The sequence below is a fragment of the Actinocatenispora rupis genome, assembly GCF_016861975.1.
GTDB classification, from domain to species: Bacteria; Actinomycetota; Actinomycetes; order Mycobacteriales; family Micromonosporaceae; genus Actinocatenispora; species Actinocatenispora rupis.
The window spans coordinates 27,498-49,975 of record NZ_BOMB01000015.1; the positions used below are offsets into that span (position 1 = coordinate 27,498).

Genomic DNA, 22,478 nt, shown 5'->3' on the forward strand with positions numbered 1-22,478 from the left:
AAGGTGTAGGGGACCGGGCGAGTACGCGGAGGTGTCAGTGGGTCAGTGGATGGTCGGGGTCTGTGCCGAGCGGTACCAGGCCGAGCGGCTCTACCAGCACGACCAGGTGGAGGTGTCCGTCCCGACGGGGCATCCGATGGCGGCCGGCGACCTGGTCGTACTCGTCGCGCCCGGCGACGACGCGCCGGTCGTGTTCGGCCTGGCCCGCGTGCTGACCCCGCCGTACCAGGTGGACCGGGTGCCGGACGATCCGGACGACGCCGACCCGGAGGGGCCGTCCGCCGCCGTCGTGACGTACCTGCGGCGCCGGCTCGACGTGCCCGTCCCGGCCGCGACCCTGGACCTGGTCGACGAGGCCGAGTCCGCCGCCCACGCCCCGGTACGACTGGCCGACGAGGTGTACCAGCGGGTCGCGGACGCGGTCGGGCCGGGCCCGGATCCCGTTGTGCCGCAACCGGAGTGGATGGTCAGCCTGGACCTGCCGATCGAGGCGTCGTCGCCGGCCGAGGCGGTCCGCATCTTCTGGACGTACGTCCGGCAGCTCGGTCCGCGCGAGCTGCCCGCGTTCGTGTGGCCGCGCGGCGACGAGACCGCGATGCGGCCGTACGTGCTGGGCGAGGAGCACGAGATGGACCCCGAGGAAGAGGACGAGTGACCCGGCTGCGCCTGCTGACGGGCGCGCCGGGCGCGGGCAAGACCGCCCTGCTGCCACACCTCACCGCGTACCGCGGGCGGATCGTCGCCGCCGACTTCGACGAGGTACTCGACGCCCGCGGCACCGTCCTCGGTACGGACATCACCGGGCCGGCGGCCGAGCCGCTGTGGCCGGCGTACAACCGGCTGTGGGCGCGGTTCGCCCGGATCCTGCTCCGTTCCGACGCCGTCCCGGTGTTGCTGTGCCCGCTGTCGCCGGACGAGTGGCGGTCCGCCGCGGTCGGACTGCTCGACGGGGTCGAGGTGGCGTGGGCGCGGCTGGACTGCGCCGACGGCGACCGGCGTACCCGGTTGGCGGCCCGCGGCTGGGACGCCCGGCGGATCGCCGCGGCACTGGACGACGCTGCCGAACTGCGCCGTACGGTGCCGCGGTCGTTCTCCTCGACCGGGCGGTCCCCGGCCGACCTCGCCGCGGACGTCGCCGCCTGGGCCGCCGCCCCCTGACCCCCGGCACCCGCCGCGGCCACCGATCCCTTACCTCGGCCGGCACCGCCGCGGCCGCCGCCCCCTGATCTCGGCCGGCACCTGCCGTGGCCGCCGGCGCCTGATCTCGGCCGGCATCGCCGTGGCCGCCGACCGCGCCCGGCGCGGTGCCCCGGGACGCGGCCGGGAACGCGAACCGGGCCGGGACGCGTCCGGATGGGCGACCCGGGCCGGGACGCGCCCGGGAACGCGAGCCGGGCTGGGACGCGGCCGGAAGGGCAAGCCGGCAAGGGGCGCGGCCGGGAACGCGAACCGGTACGGAGCGCGGCCGGGTCAGCGGCCGTGGAAGTCGGGGCGGCGCTTGGCGACGAACGCCTCGGTCGCCTCCAGGTGGTCGCCGGTGGCGCCGCAGATCGCCTGGGCGTCGGCCTCCACGGCCAGCGCGTCCGCGAGCGTACCGCCGGCGCCGGTGGCGAGTTCCCGCTTGAGCTGGGCGTACGCGATGGTCGGGCCGGCGGCGAGGCGGGTGGCGAGCGCGGTGGCGGCGGGGAGTACGTCGTCGTCCGTGTCGCGCAGCTCGGTCAGCAACCCCAGCCGGTACGCCTCGGCGGCGGTGACCTTGTCGCCGAGCAGCGTCAGTTCGGTGGCCTTGGCGAGGCCGACCAGCCGCGGCAGCGTCCACGAGACGCCGGTGTCGCCGGCGAGTCCGACGTCGGCGAAGCTCATCGAGAAGCTGGTGCCCGGCCCGCCGATCCGGAAGTCCGACAGGAACGCGATGGCAGCGCCGGCGCCGGCGGCCGGCCCCCGTACGGCGGCGACGACCGGCTTGGGCATGGCGCCGAGCAGCGTCGCGATCGGCGTGTAGTGCTCGTGCACGGTACGCATCGCCTCCCCGCCGGAGGTCAGCGTCTCGACGTGTTCGCGCAGGTCCTGGCCCACGCAGAAGCCGCGGCCGGCGCCGGCGAGGACGATCGCCCGGCAGGCCGGGTCGGCGGCCAGCTCGGCCAGCGCGTCCCGGAACGCCTCCTTCAGCGCGACCGACAGCGAGTTGAGCGACTCGGGCCGGTGGAACGTCAGCGTGGTGACGCCGGTGTCGGCGCGTTCGACGAGCAGCGGTGCGTCGGTCATGCCAGCCTCTCGGTCATAGGGACATTCCGGTCATTGTTCAATTGTTCAACTGTGTCATTGTCCAACTGTTGAACAGTTGGGTTGTGCAACCGTGTCAGTCGGCGTGGGCGCTCACCGCAGTCGGCGCCGCCCCGTACTCAGGCAGGCGTCGACGTACCGGTCGGCGGCGGGGCGCAGCCGCCCCGCGTACCGGTCGAAGAGTGCGGCGGCCTTCGTGCCGGGCCAGTCCGCAGGTAACAGTTCGGGTGGCAGTTGCGGGTCGGAGAACAGGAACGTGCGCCAGGCGTGGACGAGTTGGAACCGCGTCGCGTACCCCTGCTCGTCGGGCAGGTCCGCCGGCAGCGCCGTCAACGTCGGCGTGTACTCCGCGACGAACCGCCGGTACGACTCGGCCAGCGCGCCGAGGTCCCACGCCTGCCGTACCAGGTCGGCGGCTCCGGCGCTGCCGGCGGCGTGCTGCGCGACGAACCGCTCGGCCCGTACGCCCAGGTCGGTGAGCAGTTGGGTGACCTCGGCGTCGCGGGCCCGGACGGCGCCGCGGCGGGGTGCGGCCCAGGTGGTCGGGGACAGCGCGCCGAAGCCGAGGAACCCGAGCGTGTCGGTCAACCGTGCCCGGTCCGTACGCCCGGCCGGCGGGGTGACGACGATCAGGTCGAACCGGCCGTCCCAGTCGCGGCGGGTGGTCCGGTAGATGCGGGTGGCGGCGTCGTCGAGCCGGTGCATGGCCCGGGTGGTCAGCGCGTACCCGGGGCCGGTGGGCAGTCGGACCGGCCGCAGCCAGCCCTGCCGTACCATCCGCGACACCGCCGTACGCACGGCCGGTGCGGTGATGGACAGCGGGGCGAGCAGCCTGACGAGCGCCGCGACCGGTGCCTCGCCACCGCGCGGGCGTAGGTGATCTCCGTAGAGATCGAACAGCGCGGACCGTGCCTGCACGCCCGCGAGTGTGACAGTTCGGTACCGAAGATGCCAACAACTGTCACATATCTCCGGGGCCGGTTTGGGTCCGGGGCCGCTCATCAGGGAAAATCAACTCGTGGAAGCGCGTCGTCGATCAGCGGGCCGGCCGGTCACGACACGCGGAGAGTATGTCGGCCGCGGGTAACCGCGGTGTCGAATCGAGGGGAGACAACATGGCGGCCATGAAGCCGCGGACGGGCGACGGTCCGCTGGAGGTCACCAAGGAGGGCCGCGGCATCGTCATGCGGGTTCCGCTCGAAGGCGGGGGGCGTCTGGTCGTCGAGATGACCCCGGAAGAGGCCGGCGAGCTCGGTGAGGCATTGAAGAACGTCGCGGGCTGACCCGCTTCGCGGCGCCGGGCCCTCAGCATCCGGCGCCGCCGAGGGGGCGTGCGCCCTCCGTACCATTCGACACCGGTTCCGGTGCCCGGCTCGCCCGGGACCGGAACCGGTGCCATGATCAGCCCGGGTTCCCGCCGGCGGGACGTCGACGTCGACCCGGCGGACGGTGCCCGCGACGACGAGGAGACACCCCGTGGCCACGCTCAGCCTGCGTACCGGTTCCGGCACCCTGCCCGGCGTACTGGCGGTGCCGGTCGCCGCGGGTGAGCCGGGCACGCTGCCGACGACCGCGGTGCCGCTGCCCGCCGACCTCGCCGCCACCGTCACCGCGTACCTGGCGGACGTGGAGCACTCGGGCCAGGCCGGCACCACGCACGTACTGCCCCGGCCGGGCCAGCGCCCGCACCGGCTCGTACTCGTCGGTGTGGGCGACGGGACGGCGGCCGACTGGCGTGCCGCGGGCGCCGGCGTCGTCCGGGCCGTCAGCAAGGACACCAGCGTCACCGTGGCGCTGCCGACCGGCGTCGCGCCGGACGCGGTCGCCGGGTTCGCCGAGGGCGCGGTGCTCGCGGCGTACCGGTTCACGTTGGCGTCGAAGGACGACGACGCGCCCACGCTGCGGCGGATCGTCCTGGCCGCCGACGACCCCGACACGTACGCGGCGGCGCTCGACCGCGGTCGTACCGTCGGGGAGGTCACGACGCTGGCCCGGGACTGGACCAACATGCCCAGCGGCGAGAAGTCGCCCGCCTGGCTGGCCGCCGCCATGGTGCGCGAGGCGGAGCGGGCCGGCGTACGCGCCCGGGTCCGTGACGCCGACGCGCTCGCCGACGAGGGCTTCGGCGGCGTCCTCGCCGTGGGCGGTGGCTCGCCGCGCCCGCCGAAGCTGGTCGAACTGCGCTGGCGCCCGCGCGGCGCCACCCGGCACGTCGTCCTCGTCGGCAAGGGCATCACGTACGACACCGGTGGCATCACGCTCAAGCCGGCCGCGTCGATGCTGCTGATGAAGAAGGACATGGGCGGTGCGGCGGCGGTCGCGGCCGCCATCGTCGGCGCCGCCCGGCTCCGGCTGCCGGTGAAGGTGACCGCGCTGCTGCCGCTCGCGGACAACTTCCTGTCCGGCGACGCGTTCCGGCCGGGCGACGTGGTGCGCCACTACGGCGGGCTGACCTCCGAGATCCAGAACACCGACGCCGAGGGCCGCATCGTGCTCGCCGACGCCCTCGCGTACGCGGTGCGCCGGCTCGCGCCCGACACCGTGATCGATCTGGCCACCCTCACCGGCGCGCAGAACGTGGCGCTGGGCAAGAAGACCGCCGCGCTGTACGCGGGGGACGACGCGCTCGCCGCCGCGTTCGCCGAGGCCGCCGACGAGGCCGGGGAGCCGGTGTGGCGGATGCCGATGCCGGACGACTACGTCGACGCGGTGCGCTCGTCGCTGGTGGCCGACCTCAACAACGCGCCCACCCCGGGCGTCGCCGGCTCGGTGATGGCCGCGCTCTTCCTCCGCGAGTTCCTGGGCGGGAAGGCCGACTCGTGGCTGCACGTGGACATGTCCGCGCCGGCCTGGTCGTCGTCCGCGGACGGCGTGCACGCCAAGGGCGCGACCGGCTGGGGCGTACGCACCCTGCTCGGGTTCCTCGCCCGGCAGTAGCTCCACCCGCGGGTCCACCCCCTTCTCCACCCGCGCGCCGATCCGCCCCGTCCGCCCGATCCGTACCGTCGCTGATGTCGTTGGTACGTAACGGATCTGGGGGTTCGCGGTGAGCGTCACGACGGTACTGGTCGTCGGCGTGGTGGTGGTGCTGGTCATCGCCCGCCGGCTGTACGGTGAGCCGCTGCGCGGCAGGCGGATGCTCGTCGCGCCGGTCGCCGAACTCGCCATCGGCGGGTACGAGATCGTCACGCACGGCGGGCTGACCGGCGGCGAGATCGTGTCGCTGGTGGTCACCGGGGCGCTGTCGCTGGCGCTCGGGGCCGGCCGCGGCGCGACGGTGCACCTGTTCGAGCGGCGCGGGTACCTGTGGCAGCGGTACCGGCCGCTGACGTTCGTGGTGTGGGTGGGCGCGTTCGCGGCCCGCTTCGGAGTACGGGCGCTGCTGGCGCTGCTGGGCGTGACGTCGACCGCCGCGCTGGACGTACACGCGATGACGGCCGGGCACCATCCGGCGCTGAGCGGTGGGCTGATCGGCACCATGCTGGTCACCTCGGCGCTCGGGTTCGCCGGCGAGGCGATGGTGCTGCTGCCGCGGGCGATGGCCACGGGCATCCCGTTCGCGCCGGCCGGCAGCGCCCGTGGTGGGCTGCTCGGGGCGCTTCTCGACACCGGCACCGCCCGCGGCGGCGACCCGGCTAAGGTCGGCTGGTCAGCGGATCGGCGGGAACGGCGGCGGAGGTAGCGGTGTACTCCACCTGGCTGGGCAGGCCCGAGGACGGGCCGCCCACCTGGGACGTCGTCGTACGTCGGGCGATCAGCGCCGTGGTGCTCGTCGGGCTCGGCGCCGCCACCGTGGCCACCGAGGTACGACACTGGTCGCCGCCGCGCAGCGCCGTCGCCCTGGTGATCATGACGCTGGTCGTGGCGGCGATGTTCCTCGCCGGCATCGCCTGGCGCCGCGCCCCGCGCCTGGCTCCGTGGGTCGTCGTGCCGGCCGCGGCCCTCGCCGCGCTCCTCGGCATCGTCGAACCGCACGGCACCGGCGTCGTCTTCGTGTTCCTGCCGATCGGCGCCTCCGCCAACCGCTGGCCCCTGCGTACGTCCGCGACGCTCGCGCTCGGCTCCGTCGCCCTCTACTGGTTCGGGTACCTGCTGGTGTGGCACGAGTGGCCGCAGTGGTACCTGGTGGCGGCGCTGGTCGGGGCGTACCTGGGCGGGCTGCTGGACCGCGCGTACCACGAGCGCGTGCGCGCCAACGCAGAACTGCTGGAGCAGACCCAGCGGGCGCGTACCGCCGAGGCGCGGTCCGCGGCGCTCGCCGAACGGTCCCGGATCGCCCGCGAGATCCACGACGTCCTCGCGCACTCGCTGGCCGCCCTCGCCGTACAACTGGAGGCGGCCGACGCGTTGCTGTCCGACGGGCGCGCCGACCAGGCCCGCGACGTGGTGCGTACGTCCCGGCGGCTGGCGCGCGACGGGCTCGCCGAGACGAAACAGGCGGTCCTCGCACTCCGCGAGGGCGGTACGGTCCCGCTGCCCGAGGCCCTCTCCGGCCTCGTACGCAACGACGCCGGCGGCACCGCGACCCTCCACGTCAGCGGCGACACCACCGCACTCGGCCACGACGCCGGCTTCGCGCTCTACCGCATCGCCCAGGAGGCGCTGACCAACGCCGGCAAGCACGCCCCCGGCGCGCCCGTCACCGTCGACCTGCGCTGTACGCCCACCGGCGTCACCCTCGACGTGACCAACGGCCCACCCCCCGACGGCCGCGCCGCGCTCGCCGACACCGGCGGCGGGTACGGCCTGACCGGCATGCGCGAACGGCTCGAACCGCTCGGCGGCGAGCTGACCGCGGGGCCGGCTGGCGGCGGGTGGCGGGTGACGGCGAAGATCAGCTCATGACCGGACCCGTGCGCATCGTGGTCGCCGACGACCAGACCGCCGTCCGCGAGGGACTCGCGACCATGCTCGACCTGCTGCCCGACGTCGAGGTCGTCGGCACCGCGCCCAACGGCGCCGACGCCGTACGCCTCGTCGGTGAACGCGCCCCCGACGTCGTGCTGATGGACCTGCACATGCCCGGCATGGACGGGATCGAGGCCACCCGCCGCATCCGGGCCGAACATCCCGGCACCCGCGTCGTCGTCCTCACCACCTTCGCCGACGACGAGTCCGTACTCGCCGGGCTGCGCGCCGGTGCCCTCGGATACCTGACGAAGGAGGCCGGGCGGGAGGAGATCGGCCGCGCGGTGCACGCGGCCGCCGCCGGGCAGTCCGTCCTGGACGCCGACGTGCAGCGCCGGCTCGTCGCCGCGGTCGCGGACCCGCCCACCCCACCGGTACGCGAGGCGCGGCGCGTGCTGCCCGACGGCCTCACCCCGCGCGAGGGCGAGGTACTCGGGCTCATCGGCGGCGGGCTCACCAACCGGGAGATCGCCGCCCGGCTGTACGTCAGCGAGGCCACCGTCAAGACCCACATCAACAACCTGTTCGCCAAGGCGGGGCTGCGGGACCGCGCGCAGGCCGTGCGCTACGCGTACGACCAGGGCCTGGTGGACTGACGGCCTCCCTTGTGCCGCAACGGATCCCGGGTCAGGCCGCGCGGTGCCGGGTGGCGTGCGTGGTGGGGGTGCCGAGCTGGGCGAGGGCGGTCTTCGCGTAGTAGCCCCACCAGCCGACGTAGCGCCCGTACCGCTCGGCGACGGCGTCGATCGACACGTCCGCCCCGTACAGCCGGGTGGCGACCTCGCTGAACTGCGGCATGTGCAGCGGCAGCCGGTCGGGGCGGCCGAGCACCCGCAGCATGATCGCGTTCGCGGTGAACTCGCCGACCCCGCGGATGCCGCGCAGCTCCGCCAGAACCTCCTCGTACGGCGCGGTGCGCAGCCACTCCTCGTCCATCCCGATCAGCCCGTGCACGGCGGCCGTCAGGTACTCGGTCTGGCGCAGGTTCGCGGTGAAGCGACCCAGCTCGTCCGGGCCGAGCCGGGTCAGCGTGGCCAGATCGGGGAACGCCTGGTGGCGCTCGCCGTCGACGGTCACCACCGGCCCGTACGCCGCGGCCAGCCGACGTTTCCGCACCCCGGCGACCCGCTGCGAGGTGCGCTGGGTGAGGACGAAATAGCACGCGCCCTCGGCGAGCGAGGCGAACCGCACCTGGTGCAGCCCCGCCACCTCCGCGAGCACCGGGGCGATCGCGGGATCGTCCGCGGCGACGGCGAGGAACCCGGTCATGTCGTCCGCCAGCCCGAGCCAGTCGGACACGGCCCGCTCCGCCCAGCGCAGCTCGGCGTCGGCGAGCGCGCGGTCGGCGAACACCGCGAGCGACACCCCGGCCCGCCCGTCGCCGCGCGGGCCGACCTCCACCAGGACCGCCTCCGTCGACCCGGGCAGCGCCAACGCCTTCCGTACGGTGCCGTCGGCGATCCGCTGCTCGCCCGCGCACGGCGCGAAACCGCCCAGCGCGCGCAGGCTCTGCCGCAGGTCGAACGGCGAGACGGCGGGAAGCTTGCTGGTGTGCTGAAGGCTGCTCGACATGCGCCCATCCTCGGCCCCGGGTACGACACTTTCCCGCGGCCACTTCTCGCCGCTCGCGGCCCCGCCGGACGGGACCGGATCCGGTATAAGAGGTCCTGACAGAAAGGCGTCGGCGCCGACAGTCCTTTCTGTCAGGACCTCTAAGAGGTCCTGGACGGAAACGGCTGTCCGGGTGCGTCGGTGCCCGGTCCGCAGCCCGAACGCCGAGCGGACCCGGGAGTACCCATGACGGACGGTTCGGACGTGCTCGTTGCCGGTGCCGGGATCGCCGGGCTGACGGCGGCGCTGAGCATGGCGCGCGCCGGCGTACGGGCGGGCGTGGTGGATCCGGTGCGGGCGCTGACCCCGCTCGGCGTCGGCATCAACCTGCAACCCCATGCCGTACGCGAGCTGACGGAGCTGGGGCTGGGCGACGAGCTGCCCGGGATCGGCATGCCGATCGAGGAGTGCGTGCACGTCGACCGGCACGGCAACCGGATCTGGGCCGAGCCGCGGGGCACCGCCGCCGGCTACCGCTGGCCGCAGTACGCGGTGCATCGCGGTGAGCTGCAGATGTTGCTGCTGCGGGCGGTCCGGGCCCGGCTGGGCGACGACGCGGTCCGGGCCGGCACGGCGGTGACCGGCTTCGCCGACGGTCCCGACGGGCTCACCGTCACCCTGCGGGACCGGGCGTCCGGCACCACCGCGGAGCGTCCGGCGGCGGCGCTGCTCGGCGCGGACGGCCTGCACTCCACGGTGCGCGGCCTGCTGCACCCCGGCGAGGGCGCCCCGCTCGGCAACGGGATCCGGATGTGGCGCGGCACCGTGCGCGCCGCGCCGTTCCGCACCGGCCGGTCGATGGTCGTGGCCGGCTGCAACACGTGGTCGAAGTTCGTCGCCTACCCCATCTCCCCGGTACGCGACGGCCTCGTCACCGTCAACTGGGTCGCCGAGGTACGCCTGCCCGACGCGGACCTCGCCGCCGACTGGACCGCCACCGGCCGGCGCACCGACGTCCTCCCGCACTTCGCCGGGTGGCGGTACGACTGGCTCGACGTGCCCGCGCTCATCGAGGGCACCGAGCGGATCCTGGAGTACCCGATGGTGGACCGGGAGCCGCTGGACTGGTGGGGGCGCGGCCGGGTCACGCTGCTCGGCGACGCCGCGCACCCCATGTACCCCATCGGGTCGAACGGCGGGTCGCAGGCGATCCTCGACGGTCGCGTCGTCGCCTACCACCTGGCGACCGCGGGCGACCCGGTCAAGGCCCTCGCCGCGTACGAGACGGCCCGGCGGGAGGAAGCCGTCGCCGTCCAGGCCGCCAACCGCGCGATGGGGCCCGAACGCGTCCTGCGCATGGTCGCCGAACGCGCCCCCGACGGCTTCACCCACATCTCCGACGTGCTCTCCGCCGACGAACTCGCCGGCATCGGCGCCGCCTACCAGCGCACCACGAGCATGGACGTACCTGCGCTGAACGACCGCCGCTCCTGGACCCCCTGACCCCATTCTTCCCTTGGTACGACAGCGTTTCCGGCGACGGTACGGCGTCAGGTGAGGGTGCGGTAGAGCTCGACCGTACGGGCCGCGATCGCGTCCCAACCGAACTCGGCGACCGCGCGGACCCGCCCCGCCCGCCCCATCTCCGCAGCCCGGTCCGGCGCCGTCAGCAGGGCGTTGAGCGCACCGGCGAGCCGCGCCTCGAACCCGCCCGGGTCCGCCTCGTCGTAGTGCACCAGCAGGCCCGTCGTGCCGTCGTCGACCACCTCCGGGATGCCGCCCACGTCCGAGGCGACCACCGCCGTCTCGCACGCCATCGCCTCCAGGTTGACGATGCCGAGCGGCTCGTACACCGACGGGCAGCAGAACACCGTCGCGTGCGTGAGCAGCGTGATCACCTCGTCGCGGGACAGCATCGTGTCCAGCCACACCGTGCCGCCGCGGTGCGCGTCCAGCTCCTCGACCGCGGCGGCGACCTCCGCCGCCAGCTCGTCGGTGTCCGGCGCGGCGGCGGCGAGCACGATCTGCGCCTCCGGTACCAGATCGACGGCGGCGCCGAGCAGGTGCGGCAGCCCCTTCTGCCGGGTGATGCGCCCGACGTACAGCACGTACGGCCGGTCCGGGTCGATGCCGTGCCCGCGCAGCAACTCCGCGTCCGGCCGCGGCTGGTACAGCTCCGTGTCGATGCCGTTGTGGATCACGTGCACCCGCTCCGGATCCACCCCCGGGTACGCCGCCAGCACGTCGTCGCGCATCCCCGCCGACACCGCCACCACCGCGTCCGCCGCCAGGTACGCGGTGCGCTCCGCCCACGACGACAACGCGTACCCGCCGCCCAGCTGCTCCGCCTTCCACGGCCGCAACGGCTCCAACGAATGCGCCGTCACCACGTGCGGCCGCCCGTACAGCAGCTTGCCCAGATGCCCCGCCAGGTTCGCGTACCAGGTGTGCGAATGCAGCACGTCCACCGCCGGGTCGACACCCGCCGTCATCCGCAGATCCGTCGACAACGTACGCAGCGCCGCGTTCGCCGCCGCCAACTCCGGATCCGCCCGGTACCCCCGCGCACCCTCCCGGTCCGCCCCGAAACAGTGCACATCCACGTCGACCAACCGGCGCAGCTCCCGCACCAGGAAATCCACATGGACACCGGCGCCGCCGTAGATGTCCGGCGGGTACTCGTTGGTCAGCATCCCCACGCGCATGCGCCCACCCTACGGGCGGCAGCCAGGTCGGCGCGCAGAAGCGCGGCCTGCCCCCGTCGTACTTGGGTGCACGGGGGGCTGGGGGTGGGTTCGCGGTCGGCGGTGTCGTGGGCTGGTGTCGGCGGCCGTGGGTGGGGTGACAGCGCTGTCGGCGTTGTCGTGATGTCGGGTGTCGTAGGGCGGTGTCGGCTGGTGGGGTGGCAGGTGTGTTTGTGGTCGGCGTTGTCGGTGTCGGGGGCGGGCGCGAAGGGGTGAGGGCGTGGGGAGGCTGGTCCGCGGTGGGCGCTGTCGTCAGTTGCGCATGGGCGGCTGTCGGGCGCTGTGGTGGCGGGTCGCGAGTGCGGGTTCGAGGTCGGTGCTGTCGGCTGTCGCGGGCGAATCGCGCTGGGAACGGTGCGATCGCGTCTCGCGGGCGGACTGTCGTCCGGCGCGGGCGGTTGCCCTGGCGGCGGGAGGGGCTGGGGGAGTACCCGGGTCGGCGGCGGCTGGCTTGTCCGCCGCGGGCTTCTCGGCGGCCTTTCGTGGGTCGCAGGTTCGCCGAAGGGTACGTCGGTGGGGGACGTGCCGAGTACGAAGCCGATCGCGACGAACACCGGCGGCGACACGATGCCCAGCTTGAACGTACGGTGTCGGCTCGGCTGGGCGTCCCGCGATGGGGAGCCGCACACCGCGCGGGTGGCGTGGGCGACGGCGCCGCGTCCTCGGCGGTGATCGAGCAACGGGCGGTGCGACCACTGGAAGCTGCCCTGGTAGCGGCCGCGCGCGTCGGCGCGAGGCCCGCCACGATCGACGGGCTCATCCGTGCTAAGGCACGGGCCTGGGCGGTGAAGCAGCCACGTGCGGCGCGGCCGCTTGTTCGTTGCGTGGCCGGCCTACACCCCCACCCACCACCGGGGGGACGACCCCGGCCCACCCTACAGCCCCCGCCACCCCCAGACATGGCCCTGTGGACGACGAAACCCGGCCTGTGGACAACCGCGGAGCAGCGCCGGAACGCCTCTAGGGTTGGGCCGGTGGCGGACCAGATGAGTCGCGGCGTCTTCGCCGCTCCAGTACGGCGCGGTGACACGGTCGAGCGTCGTGCCGGCCCGGGCAGCCGCAGCGTACGGGCGCTGTTGGAGCACTTCGAGCGCGTGGGCTTCGACCTCGCGCCACGTTTCCTCGGCACGACCGCGGGCGGCACCCGCGAGGTCCTGACGTTCATCGAGGGCGAGACGGGTTACCCGCCGCTCGCGCCGGCGTTGCGTACCGACGAGGCGCTCGTCTCGGTCGCGTCGGCGATCCGCGCGATGCACGACGCGACGCGGGGCTTCCCGGCGGGCGAACACGACGGCTGGGCCGCGCCGGAGGTGGCCGCGCCGGTCGCCGTGGACTGCGTCGGGCACCGCGACCTCGCCCCGTGGAACCTGGTCTTCGACGGCAGCAGCGTGGTCGGGATGATCGACTGGGACTTCGCGGGCCCGTCCAACCGTGTCTGGGATCTTGCGTACGCGGCGCATCAGTTCGTGCCGTTCCATCCGACCCCACACCTCCCCGCGTACGGCTGGGCGGTGGAGCCGGACCGCGCGGCGCGGCTGCGGACGTTCGCCGAGGCGTACGGGACGGGGGTGACGCCGGACGAGATCGTCGACCTGGCGATCGTGCGGCTCACCGCGACCGCCGCGCACATGGAGGCACGGATCCGCGCCCGCGACCCGGCGTACGAGCTGCACCGACGGGACGGCCACGCCGAGGGCTACCGGGCGGCGGCGACGTTCGTGGCGGCGCACCGCACCGCCTGGCTGCGCTGACCGCATCTACGCCTACAGCCGCCCGCGCAACGGCGCGCAGGACCCACGAACCCAGTACCAACAAACCGGGACTCCGCGCGGCAACCGCACCCAAACAGAGCGGCCACCGCGTATCCACACAGCGGCAGCCGTACCCCTGAACGGGAGTGGCCCGCCGACGATCGGCGGGCCGCTCCGGGTTCGGGTCACTTGCCGGCGGTGAGGTTGACGCCGCTGTGCGGTTCGAAGACGTGGATGGAGTCCGGGTCGAACCAGACTTCCAGTGCGCGCCCTTCGCGTACTGGGGAGCGGGCGTCGAGTTCGGTGACGAGTTGCGCCGCGCCGATCTCTTCGGAGCCGGTGTCGCGTTCGATCTCGGCGAGGTGTTCGGAGTCGACGTGGGCGTTTTCGAGGGAGAAGTAGGCGAACTTCTCGGAGCCCATGGATTCGACGATGTCGACCTGCGAGGTGAAGGTGACGCCTTCGCCGCGGCCACCGTCCACAAGGGACGCGTCTTCGAACGCCTCGGGCCGGATGCCGATGATGACGTCCCGGGGTACGTCCTTGTGCCCCTCCAGGCTGCGTCGGATCCGTTCGGTGAGCGGGATCTTTCCGAGTACGGTGTCGACGGCGTTTTCGGCGATGGTGCCGGGTACGAAGTTCATCGACGGGGAGCCGATGAAGCCGGCGACGAACAGGTTGACGGGCCGCTCGTAGAGTTCCTGCGGGGAGCCGACCTGTTGGATCAGTCCGGCCCGCATGATGACGATGCGGTCGCCGAGGGTCATGGCCTCGGTCTGGTCGTGCGTCACGTACACGGTGGTGGTGCCGAGTCGTTTCTGGATGCGCGAGATCGAGGTGCGCATCTGTACCCGGAGTTTGGCGTCCAGGTTGGACAGTGGCTCGTCCATGAGGAACGCCTTGGGGCTGCGGACGATCGCGCGGCCCATCGCCACCCGCTGCCGTTGTCCGCCGGACAGCGCGCCGGGTTTGCGGTCCAGGTACGGCGTGAGGTCGAGGATCTGGGCCGCCTCGTCGACTTTCTGCTTCATGGTGGCCTTGTCCACCTTGGCGAGTTTGAGCGGGAAGCCGATGTTCTCCCGCACGGTCATGTGCGGGTAGAGGGCGTACGACTGGAACACCATGGCGATGTCGCGGTCGCGTGGGGCGACCTCGTTGACGCGTTTTCCGTCGATGCGGAGTTCGCCGTCGGAGATGTCCTCCAGGCCGGCGATCATGTTGAGGGTCGTGGACTTTCCGCAGCCGGAGGGGCCGACCAGGATCACGAACTCCTGGTCCGCGATGTCGAGGTTGAAGCTGTCGACCGCGACGGTGCCGTCCGCGAACTTCTTGGTCACTTTGTCCAGGACAATTTCAGCCACCGTACTCACTCATCCCTTCACGGCCCCGGACGTCAGCCCGGACACGATGCGTCGCTGGAAGATCAGCACGAAGATGATGATCGGAATCGTGATCACGATCGCCGCCGCCGATATGGACCCGGTCGGATCCTCGAACTGTGACGCGCCGGTGAAGAACGCGATGGCCGCCGGTGCGGTCCGCGCGGAGTTCGACGACGTCAGCGAGATCGCGAACAGGAAGTCGTTCCAGCAGAGGATGAACGCGAGGATCGCGGTCGTCACGACGCCGGGCATGGCCAGCGGCGCGATCACCTGACGGAACGCCTGGAACGGTGTGGCACCGTCCATCTTCGCGGCCTTCTCCAGTTCCCACGGGATCTCGCGGAGGAACGCGGACAGCGTGTAGATCGTCAGCGGCAGCGTGAACGTGATGTACGGGATGATCAGGCCGATCCAGGTGTTGAACAGGCCGAGCGACCGTTCGATCTGGAACAGCGGGGTCACCAGCGACACCTGCGGGAACATCGCGATCAGCAGCGAGCCGCCGAGCATCAGCCGCTTTCCGGGGAATTCCAGCCGCGCGATCGCGTACGCGGCGAAGGTGCCGATGACGATCGCGATGAGCGTGGAGATGAGCCCGATTCCGATGGAGTTGATGAGGGGCCTGCCGAACCCACCCACCTTGAAGATGTTGACGTAGTTCTCGAACGTGAACTTTCGCGGGAAGTAGTGCCCGTCGGTGAAGGTGCTCGGGTCCTTCAGCGACAGCGACAGGATCCACACGACCGGGATCAGGACGTACAGCGCCACGATGATGTTCGCGACCGTCCACCCGGAACGCTGGCGCGCGGTGATGGCCATCATCGCCTCCCTTGGTTGTCGCTGCCCGGCGCCGCCGTACCGAAACCCTTGATGAAGATGGCGGCGATGATGACCACGGTGATGAACATCAGGACGGACATGGTCGAGCCGATGCCGAGGTTCAGGCCGCCGATCAGGTTGTGGTACGTGATGATCGACAGCGAACTCGTCCCGTTCGCGCCGTTGGTCAGGATGTAGATGTTGTCGTAGACGCGGACCGCGTCGAGTACCCGGAAGAGCAGCGCGACCAGGATCGCCGGCTTCATCAGCGGCAGGGTCACCCGGGTGAAGCGCTGCCAGGTGGACGCGCCGTCCATCGCGGCGGCCTTCTGCAGCTCGTCCGGCACGATCGCCAGGCCGGCCATCAGCAGCAGCGCCATGAACGGCGTGGTCTTCCAGATCTCGGCCAGGATGATGATCGCGATCGCCTGCGCCTGCTGGGTCAGCGGCGCCGAGCCGGCCGGCAGCAGTTGCGCCAGGTACCCGGTCCCGGGCGTCCACGCGTACTGCCAGCTGAACGCGGCGACCACGGTGACGATCCCGTACGGGATGAGGGCCAGGGTCCGGATGGTGCCGCGGCCGATCAGGGTGCGGTGCATGACGAGCGCCAGCGCCATGCCGAGTACGAGCTCGATGGCGACGCTGACGACGGTGATGATCATGGTGACGGCGAACGCGTGCCACCAGAACGAGTTCGTCAGCACCGCGCCGTAGTTGGCGAGTCCGATCCACGCCTTCTGGTTCGGGAAGCGCAGGTCGTAGCGCTGGAACGACAGCAGGATCGAGTACACGATCGGGTAGATCGTGACGACCACCATCACGACCGCGGCCGGTGCGCACAGCATCCAGGCCAGCTTCCGTTCCGACCGGCGGCCCTCGCTCACCTTCGGCTTCTGCACCGCCGTCGGACCGGCCGTGGCGACCGTACCCTCGCCGAGTCGGCCGGGTTGTTGCAGGTTCTCGCGGGAACTGGCCCGCTCCTCGCTGGTCACGGCAGCACCCCCTTGGATTGGAGCGCGTCGGCGATCTGGGCGCGCAGCGTCTGTTCGGTGGGCGTCGGGTTGATCGACGCGGGCGGCGAGAGCGTCGCGGACGTGACCGTCGAAACGTTCTGGTACGTCGCGGTCACCGGGCGCGCCACCGCGTTCTTGATCTCCGCCAGGATCGTGTCGCGCATCGGGTACGCGGTCGCCATGCTCGGGTTGGTCTTCGCGTCGACCGGCTTGCTCGCGTCGAGCCCCGTGTTGTCGTGGTACAGCGACTCGATGGTCGGCGGTACGCCGTCCTTGATCGCGGCGAACTTCTGGTTCGCCGGCGAGCGCAGGCACAGGGCCGCCTTGAACGCCTGGTCCGGGTGGTCCGAGTACCTGCTGACGGCGTAGTTCTCGCCGCCGATGGTGGCCCGCCCGGCACCGGTGATGCCCGGGATCGCCGCCCACTTGAAGTGCTTCAGCATGTCCGGCTTGTCGGTCGCCATCGACGCGTACACGTACGGCCAGTTGATTTCCATCGCGGCGGTACCGCCCTCGACGGCGAGCCGGGCCTGGTCCTCCATGGTGTTGGACAGCGACGGGTCGGCCGCGGCCGACGTCGCGAACTTGTGCATCGTCTCCAGCGCCGTCACCGCCGGCGCGCCGAGCTCCACCTTGGTACCGGCCTTGTTGAGGATCGAACCGCCGGCCGCGGCGAGCACCGAGTTGAACCACACCACGAGACCCTCGTACTGGGCGCCGGTCACGCCGACGTAGTGCGGCTTGCCGGCCTGCTTGAGCCGGGTCGCCTCGGCGATCATCTCGTTGTACGTCTTCGGCGCCTTCGGTACGAGATCCGAGCGGTACCACAGCAACTGCACGTTGGTGTTGTTGGTCGCGGCGTACAGCTTGCCGTCGATGGTGGCGGTGGACAGCGGTGCCGGCAGCGCGTCGTTCTGAGCCTGCTGCTTGTTGGCGCCGGTCCACTCCCGGATCCAGCCCGCCTTCGCCAGTTCGGCGGTCCAGGTGACGTCGAGCCCGAGGATGTCCATGCCGTGGTCACCGGCGGCCAACCGGCGTACCAGTTGCTCGCGCTGCTGGTCGGCGGTGCGCGGCAGGATGTTCAGCTTGATCGTGTACTGGCCGTGCGCCTGCTGGTTGCAGCGCTGCACGATGGCCGGCCGGTTCTGCTCCGGGTATGCGTAGAGATTGAGTGTCGGAGTACCGGATGAGCTTGAACCGCATGCGCTGAGAAGCGTGCCGGCCATGATGGCCGTCGCGCCGACGGCGAGTGAGGTGTGCATCCGGCCTGGGTTAGTCCGTGGCCGCACGAGACGCTCTCCCTTCCGGCATGGCAGGGCCGGAAGCGTCAGTGCCCGCGACCCCCACGTCGATGGTCGTCGCTCGCACCGGAACAGGCGCCAGCGACGAGGTCCCGGCGGGATACGACAGTCCGTAATGTAAGTCCGGCACCGGGAGACCGTTGGCGTTTCCGCCCAAGCCGTGATGTCGACATGCCGTGCGGTGGAACGGATCCGGTGCGCGCGCGGGGTTGCGGCCACCCTGGGCGCAGTGCGCCCGACCGTCCGGTACGGCCGCGAACGCGGCGTATCGCTTGCGCTGCACCGGTTTCCATTCCGTACCGGCGGTATGTGGTGCGGCGCAAGGGTTCGGGCGGAGATGCGAAGCGGCCCGCCGGTACTTGCCGGCGGGCCGCTTCGCTGCTGCTGCGCTGCTTCGGTGTCGGTTACTCGGCGGCGGTTACTCGGCGGCGGTCAGGTTCGCGCCGCTGCCCGGCTCGAACACGTGGATGGAGTCCGGGTTGAACCAGACCTCCAGACCCTTGCCCTCCCGTACGGGGGAGCGCGCGTCGAGCTGCGCGACGATCTGCGCGGTACCCATGTCCTCGGAGCCGGTGTCGCGCTCGATCTCGGCCAGGTGCTCCGAGTCCACGTGCGCGTTCTCCAGCGAGAAGTACGCGAACTTCTCGGAGCCCATCGACTCCAGGATGTCCACCGGGGCGGTGAACGTGACGCCCTTGCCGCGGCTCTCGTCCACCAGCGACAGGTCCTCGAACGCCTCGGGCCGGATGCCGATGATGACGTCCCGCGGTACGTCCTTGTGCCCCTCCAGGCTGCGCCGGATCCGGTCGCTCAGCGGGATGGTGCCGAGCGTGGTCTCGACCGTGTTGTTCGCGATCGTGCCCGGAACGAAGTTCATCGACGGGGAGCCGATGAAGCCGGCGACGAACAGGTTGACCGGCCGCTCGTACAGTTCCTGCGGGGAACCGATCTGCTGCACGTGCCCGGCCCGCATGATGACGATCCGGTCGCCGAGGGTCATGGCCTCGGTCTGGTCGTGCGTCACGTACACGGTGGTGGTGCCGAGCCGCTTCTGGATCCGCGAGATCGACGTACGCATCTGCACGCGCAGCTTGGCGTCCAGGTTGGACAGTGGCTCGTCCATCAGGAACGCCTTGGGGCTGCGGACGATCGCCCGGCCCATCGCCACCCGCTGCCGCTGACCACCGGACAGCGCGCCCGGCTTGCGGTCCAGGTACGGCGTGAGGTCGAGGATCTGGGCGGCCTCGTCGACCTTGGCCTTGATGGTCGCCTTGTCCACCTTGGCCAGCTTCAACGGGAAGCCGATGTTCTCCCGCACCGTCATGTGCGGGTAGAGAGCGTACGACTGGAACACCATGGCGATGTCGCGGTCGCGGGGCGCCACCTCGTTGACCCGCCGGCCGTCGATGCGCATCTCGCCGTCGGAGATGTCCTCCAGGCCGGCGATCATGTTGAGGGTCGTGGACTTTCCGCAGCCCGACGGCCCGACCAGGATGATGAACTCCTGGTCCGCGATGTGCAGGTTGAACTCCGCGACGGCCGTCGTGCCGTCCGGGTACTTCTTGGTGACGCGGTCGAGAACGATCTCAGCCACTGTTGACACTCATCCCTTCACGGCCCCGGACGTGAGTCCGGAGACGATCCGACGCTGGAAGATCAGTACGAAGATGATGATCGGGATCGTGATCACGATCGCCGCCGCCGCGATCGACCCGGTCGGATCCTCGAACTGCGAGGCACCGGTGAAGAACGCGATGGCGGCCGGCGCGGTCCGGGCCGAGTTCGTCGACGTGAGTGAGATCGCGAAGACGAAGTCGTTCCAGCACTGGATGAACGCCAGGATCGCGGTGGTGACCACGCCCGGCATCGCCAGCGGCACGATCACCTGACGGAACGCCTGGAACGGCGTCGCGCCGTCCATCTTCGCGGCCTTCTCCAACTCCCACGGGATCTCCCGCAGGAACGACGACAGCGTGTAGATCGTCAGCGGCAGCGTGAACGTGATGTACGGCAGGATCAGGCCGGGCCAGGTGTTGAACAGCCCGATCGACCGTTCCACCTGGAACATCGGCGTCACCAGCGACACCTGCGGGAACATCGCGATCAGCAGCGACGCGCCCAGCATCAGCTTCTTGCCGGGGAAGTCGAGCCGCGCGATCGCGTACGCCGCGAAGGTGCCGATCACGATCGCGACGAACGTGGCGATGACGGCGATGCCGATCGAGTTGAGCAGCGGCCGGGTGAACCCGCCCACCTGGAAGATGTCGACGAAGTTCTGGAACGTCCAGCCGCGCGGGATGAAGTGCCCGTCGGTGAACGTGCTCTTTTCCTTGAGCGACAGGGACAGGATCCACAACACCGGGATCAGCGCGTACAGCGCGACGATGGTGTTGGCGACGGACCAGCTGGCCTTCTGTCTCGTGGTGACGACGGCCATCAGCGCCTCCCCATGTTCTCGCTACCCGGGGCAGCAGTGCCGAAGACCTTGATGAACAGGAACGCGATGACCGCGACCGTGATGAACATCAGCACCGACATGGTGGATCCGATGCCGAGGTTCAGGCCGCTGATCAGGTTGTGGTACGTGGTGATCGACAGCGAACTCGTTCCGTTGGCGCCGTTGGTCAGCACGTAGATGTTGTCGTAGACGCGGACCGCGTCGAGTACCCGGAACAGCAGCGCCACCAGGATCGCCGGCTTCATCAGCGGCAGCGTCACCTTCGTGAACCGCTGCCACGCCGACGCACCGTCCATCGCCGCGGCCTTCTGCAACTCCTCCGGTACGACCGCGAGGCCGGCCATCAGCAGCAGCGCCATGAACGGCGTGGTCTTCCAGATCTCGGCCAGGATGATGATGGCCATCGAGGACGCCTGGTGGGTCAGCGGCGCGGATCCGCTCCACAGCGGCAACTGCGCCAGGTATCCGGTGTTCGGCGTCCACGCGTACTGCCAGCCGTACGCGGCGGCCACGGTGACGATCCCGTACGGGATCAGGGCCAGCGTCCGCACGAAGCCCTTGCCGAGCACGGTGCGGTGCATGACCATCGCCAGCGTCATGCCGAGTACGAGCTCGAACGCCACGCTGACCACGGTGATGATCATCGTGATGAGGAACGCCCGCCACCAGAACTCGTTCGTCAGTACGGTGGCGTAGTTGGCGAACCCGACGAAGCCCCTCTTGTCGGGGAACCGGAGGTCGTAGCGCTGCAACGACAGCATCACCGAGTAGACGATCGGGTAGATCGTCACGACGACCATCACCACGGCGGCCGGCAGGCACAGCAGCCAGCCGAGCTTCCGCTCCGACCGCTTGCCGTCGCTGAGCGGCTTCTTCGCCTTGGCCACGCCGGCACCGCCCGGCGCGACGCGGGTCTTGCTCTGCACGGTCGCCTGGGTCACGGCAGGACCCCCTTGGACTGGAGCGCGTTGTCGACCTGGTCGCGCAGGTAGGTCTCGGTGGCCGCGGGGTCGATCGACGCGGGCGGCGACAGCGCCGCCTGCACCACCGTCGAGACGTTCTGGTACGTCGGCGTCACGGGTCGCGGTGCCGCGGTCTTCAGCGCGGACAGGATCGCCGCACGCATCGGGTACGCCGTCACCATGCTCGGGTTGTCCGGACCGGCCTTCTTGCTCGCGTCGAGCGGCGTCGTGTCGTGGTACACCGACTCGATGGTCGGCGGCAGGCCGTCCTTGGTCGCCGCGATCTTCTGGTTGTCCGCGTTGCGCAGGCACAGCGCCGCGTCGAACGCCTCGGCCGGGTGCGCCGAGTACTTGCTGATCGCGAAGTTCGAGCCGCCCAGCGGGGACTTGCCGGGACCGTCGATGCCCGGGTACGGCGCCCACTTGAAGTCCTTCTTGAACTTCACGGCGGTGTTGGCCTGCATCGCGGGGTACACGTACGGCCAGTTCACCTCGGCGACCGCGAACCCGCCCTCCAACTGGAGCCGGGCCGGGTCCTCCTGGGTGTTGGTCAGCGAGGGGTCCGCCGCCTTCGAGCGGGCGAAGTCGCGCAGCGTCTGCATCGCCTTGACCGACGGCTGCCCCATGGACACCTTCGTACCGCTGGGATCCAGCACGGAACCGCCGGCGGAGGCGACGAGGCTGTTGAACCACACCGTCAGGCCCTCGTACTGCGCGCCCTGCGCCTCGATGTAGTGCGGCTTGCCCGCCGCGGCCAGGTCCGCCGCCTGCTTCTGGAGTCCGGCCCAGGTGGACGCGGGCTTCGGCATCAGGTCCGCGCGGTACCACAGCAACTGCACGTTCGTGTTGTACGGCGCGGCGTACAGCTTGCCGCCCCACTGGGCGGTCTTCAGCGGTGCCGCGAGGGTGCCCTTCTCGGCCTCGGCCTTGTTGCTGCCGGTCCACTCGCGGATCCACCCGGCGCGCGCCAGCTCGGCGGTCCAGGTGACGTCGAGGCCGAGGATGTCGAGTCCGCTGTCCCCGGCGGCGAGCCGCCGCACCAACTGCTCACGCTGCTGGTCCGCGGTACGGGGCAGGGTGTTCAGCTTGATCTGGTACTTGCCGTTGGCCGCCTTGTTGCAGTTGGCCACCATCACGGCGAGGTTCTGCTGTGGAGCGTTGTAGAGGTTGATCGTCGGGGTTCCGGTCGACCCAGACCCGCAGGCAGTGACAAGCGTGCTGGCCATGATCGCCGCCGCCCCCACCGCCAACGAGGACCGTAGTCGACCCCGGTGGTTGTGTGGCCGCACGAGCCGCTCTCCCTTCC

At 71.2% G+C, this 22,478-nt stretch carries 21 protein-coding genes; 9 read left to right on the top strand and 12 right to left on the bottom strand.

The window, feature by feature from the left end:
• Nucleotides 1–49 precede the first annotated feature (49 nt).
• Together Aru02nite_RS13235 and Aru02nite_RS13240 are read left to right on the top strand one after the other, a co-directional pair.
• On the top strand, nucleotides 50–655 hold the full coding sequence (locus tag Aru02nite_RS13235) for a hypothetical protein (protein ID WP_239076656.1): 606 nt from the start codon (nucleotides 50–52) through the stop codon (nucleotides 653–655).
• Complete coding sequence (locus tag Aru02nite_RS13240) at nucleotides 652–1,158, top strand: DEAD/DEAH box helicase family protein (protein WP_203657786.1); 507 nt, start codon at nucleotides 652–654, stop codon at nucleotides 1,156–1,158. The genes Aru02nite_RS13235 and Aru02nite_RS13240 overlap by 4 nt, the downstream gene beginning before the upstream one ends.
• Before the next feature lie 312 nt (nucleotides 1,159–1,470).
• Here Aru02nite_RS13240 and Aru02nite_RS13245 read toward each other — a convergent pair whose 3' ends face one another.
• Together Aru02nite_RS13245 and Aru02nite_RS13250 are read right to left on the bottom strand one after the other, a co-directional pair.
• The gene (locus tag Aru02nite_RS13245) at nucleotides 1,471–2,265 is read right to left on the bottom strand and encodes an enoyl-CoA hydratase/isomerase family protein (protein ID WP_203657787.1); all 795 of its coding nucleotides are present in this window, start codon (nucleotides 2,263–2,265) and stop codon (nucleotides 1,471–1,473) included.
• Between the two features lie 111 nt (nucleotides 2,266–2,376).
• Nucleotides 2,377–3,201 (bottom strand): PaaX family transcriptional regulator, encoded by an 825-nt coding sequence (locus Aru02nite_RS13250; protein ID WP_203657788.1) that lies wholly within the window; start codon nucleotides 3,199–3,201, stop codon nucleotides 2,377–2,379.
• Nucleotides 3,202–3,398: 197 nt separating this feature from the next.
• Here Aru02nite_RS13250 and Aru02nite_RS13255 point away from each other — a divergent pair, with 197 nt between their 5' ends.
• The 5 genes from Aru02nite_RS13255 to Aru02nite_RS13275 all read left to right on the top strand — a co-directional run bounded on the left by Aru02nite_RS13255 (nucleotide 3,399) and on the right by Aru02nite_RS13275 (nucleotide 7,787).
• A complete protein-coding gene (locus tag Aru02nite_RS13255) occupies nucleotides 3,399–3,566 on the top strand; it encodes a DUF3117 domain-containing protein (protein WP_084132636.1) in 168 nt (55 codons plus the stop codon).
• A 193-nt stretch (nucleotides 3,567–3,759) separates the two neighbouring features.
• Nucleotides 3,760–5,220: a leucyl aminopeptidase gene (locus tag Aru02nite_RS13260; RefSeq protein ID WP_203657789.1), complete on the top strand. Its 1,461-nt coding sequence runs from the start codon at nucleotides 3,760–3,762 to the stop codon at nucleotides 5,218–5,220.
• Between the two features lie 109 nt (nucleotides 5,221–5,329).
• Nucleotides 5,330–5,965 (top strand): hypothetical protein, encoded by a 636-nt coding sequence (locus Aru02nite_RS13265; RefSeq protein ID WP_203657790.1) that lies wholly within the window; start codon nucleotides 5,330–5,332, stop codon nucleotides 5,963–5,965.
• 2 nt (nucleotides 5,966–5,967) lie between these two features.
• Nucleotides 5,968–7,128 carry a sensor histidine kinase gene (locus Aru02nite_RS13270; protein WP_203657791.1) on the top strand — a complete coding sequence of 387 codons (1,161 nt, stop codon included), beginning with the start codon at nucleotides 5,968–5,970 and terminating at the stop codon, nucleotides 7,126–7,128.
• Nucleotides 7,125–7,787: a response regulator gene (locus Aru02nite_RS13275; RefSeq protein WP_203657792.1), complete on the top strand. Its 663-nt coding sequence runs from the start codon at nucleotides 7,125–7,127 to the stop codon at nucleotides 7,785–7,787. Before Aru02nite_RS13270 ends, Aru02nite_RS13275 begins: the two co-directional genes overlap by 4 nt.
• Nucleotides 7,788–7,818: 31 nt before the next feature.
• On the opposite strand, the gene Aru02nite_RS13280 is transcribed toward Aru02nite_RS13275, so the two are convergent.
• Nucleotides 7,819–8,763 (bottom strand): DNA-3-methyladenine glycosylase family protein, encoded by a 945-nt coding sequence (locus Aru02nite_RS13280; protein ID WP_203657793.1) that lies wholly within the window; start codon nucleotides 8,761–8,763, stop codon nucleotides 7,819–7,821.
• 225 nt (nucleotides 8,764–8,988) lie between these two features.
• Here Aru02nite_RS13280 and Aru02nite_RS13285 point away from each other — a divergent pair, with 225 nt between their 5' ends.
• Nucleotides 8,989–10,245: a flavin-dependent oxidoreductase gene (locus Aru02nite_RS13285; protein WP_203657794.1), complete on the top strand. Its 1,257-nt coding sequence runs from the start codon at nucleotides 8,989–8,991 to the stop codon at nucleotides 10,243–10,245.
• A 47-nt stretch (nucleotides 10,246–10,292) separates the two neighbouring features.
• Here Aru02nite_RS13285 and glgA read toward each other — a convergent pair whose 3' ends face one another.
• Complete coding sequence (gene glgA, locus Aru02nite_RS13290; RefSeq protein ID WP_203657795.1) at nucleotides 10,293–11,447, bottom strand: glycogen synthase; 1,155 nt, start codon at nucleotides 11,445–11,447, stop codon at nucleotides 10,293–10,295.
• A gap of 1,013 nt (nucleotides 11,448–12,460) precedes the next feature.
• Here glgA and Aru02nite_RS13295 point away from each other — a divergent pair.
• Nucleotides 12,461–13,237, top strand: a complete 777-nt coding sequence (locus tag Aru02nite_RS13295; protein ID WP_203657796.1) for a phosphotransferase — start codon at nucleotides 12,461–12,463, stop codon at nucleotides 13,235–13,237.
• A gap of 185 nt (nucleotides 13,238–13,422) precedes the next feature.
• Here Aru02nite_RS13295 and Aru02nite_RS13300 read toward each other — a convergent pair whose 3' ends face one another.
• From Aru02nite_RS13300 to Aru02nite_RS13335, 8 genes are all read right to left on the bottom strand, one after another.
• A complete protein-coding gene (locus Aru02nite_RS13300) occupies nucleotides 13,423–14,598 on the bottom strand; it encodes an ABC transporter ATP-binding protein (protein WP_203657797.1) in 1,176 nt (391 codons plus the stop codon).
• A gap of 9 nt (nucleotides 14,599–14,607) precedes the next feature.
• On the bottom strand, nucleotides 14,608–15,438 hold the full coding sequence (locus Aru02nite_RS13305; RefSeq protein WP_275408625.1) for a carbohydrate ABC transporter permease: 831 nt from the start codon (nucleotides 15,436–15,438) through the stop codon (nucleotides 14,608–14,610).
• Entirely contained in the window at nucleotides 15,438–16,337 is a 900-nt protein-coding gene (locus Aru02nite_RS13310) for a carbohydrate ABC transporter permease (protein WP_239076667.1), read from the bottom strand. Before Aru02nite_RS13310 ends, Aru02nite_RS13305 begins: the two co-directional genes overlap by 1 nt.
• Nucleotides 16,338–16,426: 89 nt before the next feature.
• Complete coding sequence (locus Aru02nite_RS13315; RefSeq protein ID WP_203657798.1) at nucleotides 16,427–17,713, bottom strand: ABC transporter substrate-binding protein; 1,287 nt, start codon at nucleotides 17,711–17,713, stop codon at nucleotides 16,427–16,429.
• Between the two features lie 457 nt (nucleotides 17,714–18,170).
• A complete protein-coding gene (locus Aru02nite_RS13320) occupies nucleotides 18,171–19,346 on the bottom strand; it encodes an ABC transporter ATP-binding protein (RefSeq protein WP_203657799.1) in 1,176 nt (391 codons plus the stop codon).
• Between the two features lie 9 nt (nucleotides 19,347–19,355).
• Nucleotides 19,356–20,189 (bottom strand): carbohydrate ABC transporter permease, encoded by an 834-nt coding sequence (locus Aru02nite_RS13325; RefSeq protein WP_203657800.1) that lies wholly within the window; start codon nucleotides 20,187–20,189, stop codon nucleotides 19,356–19,358.
• Nucleotides 20,189–21,151, bottom strand: coding sequence for a carbohydrate ABC transporter permease (locus tag Aru02nite_RS13330; RefSeq protein WP_373324865.1), 963 nt, complete (start codon nucleotides 21,149–21,151; stop codon nucleotides 20,189–20,191). The genes Aru02nite_RS13325 and Aru02nite_RS13330 overlap by 1 nt, the downstream gene beginning before the upstream one ends.
• Complete coding sequence (locus Aru02nite_RS13335; RefSeq protein ID WP_203657801.1) at nucleotides 21,148–22,398, bottom strand: ABC transporter substrate-binding protein; 1,251 nt, start codon at nucleotides 22,396–22,398, stop codon at nucleotides 21,148–21,150. Before Aru02nite_RS13335 ends, Aru02nite_RS13330 begins: the two co-directional genes overlap by 4 nt.
• Nucleotides 22,399–22,478 lie beyond the last annotated feature (80 nt).

What these genes read in the sequence shown, in the direction of transcription:
- Aru02nite_RS13235 (WP_239076656.1), top strand. Translation starts at nt 50, where the DNA reads ATGGTCGGGGTCTGTGCCGAGCGGTACCAGGCCGAGCGGCTCTACCAG.
- Aru02nite_RS13245 (WP_203657787.1), bottom strand. Translation starts at nt 2,265, where the DNA reads ATGACCGACGCACCGCTGCTCGTCGAACGCGCCGACACCGGCGTCACC.
- Aru02nite_RS13255 (WP_084132636.1), top strand. Translation starts at nt 3,399, where the DNA reads ATGGCGGCCATGAAGCCGCGGACGGGCGACGGTCCGCTGGAGGTCACC.
- Aru02nite_RS13275 (WP_203657792.1), top strand. Translation starts at nt 7,125, where the DNA reads ATGACCGGACCCGTGCGCATCGTGGTCGCCGACGACCAGACCGCCGTC.
- Aru02nite_RS13280 (WP_203657793.1), bottom strand. Translation starts at nt 8,763, where the DNA reads ATGTCGAGCAGCCTTCAGCACACCAGCAAGCTTCCCGCCGTCTCGCCG.
- Aru02nite_RS13285 (WP_203657794.1), top strand. Translation starts at nt 8,989, where the DNA reads ATGACGGACGGTTCGGACGTGCTCGTTGCCGGTGCCGGGATCGCCGGG.
- glgA (WP_203657795.1), bottom strand. Translation starts at nt 11,447, where the DNA reads ATGCGCGTGGGGATGCTGACCAACGAGTACCCGCCGGACATCTACGGC.
- Aru02nite_RS13305 (WP_275408625.1), bottom strand. Translation starts at nt 15,438, where the DNA reads ATGGCCATCACCGCGCGCCAGCGTTCCGGGTGGACGGTCGCGAACATC.
- Aru02nite_RS13315 (WP_203657798.1), bottom strand. Translation starts at nt 17,713, where the DNA reads ATGCACACCTCACTCGCCGTCGGCGCGACGGCCATCATGGCCGGCACG.
- Aru02nite_RS13325 (WP_203657800.1), bottom strand. Translation starts at nt 20,189, where the DNA reads ATGGCCGTCGTCACCACGAGACAGAAGGCCAGCTGGTCCGTCGCCAAC.
- Aru02nite_RS13335 (WP_203657801.1), bottom strand. Translation starts at nt 22,398, where the DNA reads ATGGCCAGCACGCTTGTCACTGCCTGCGGGTCTGGGTCGACCGGAACC.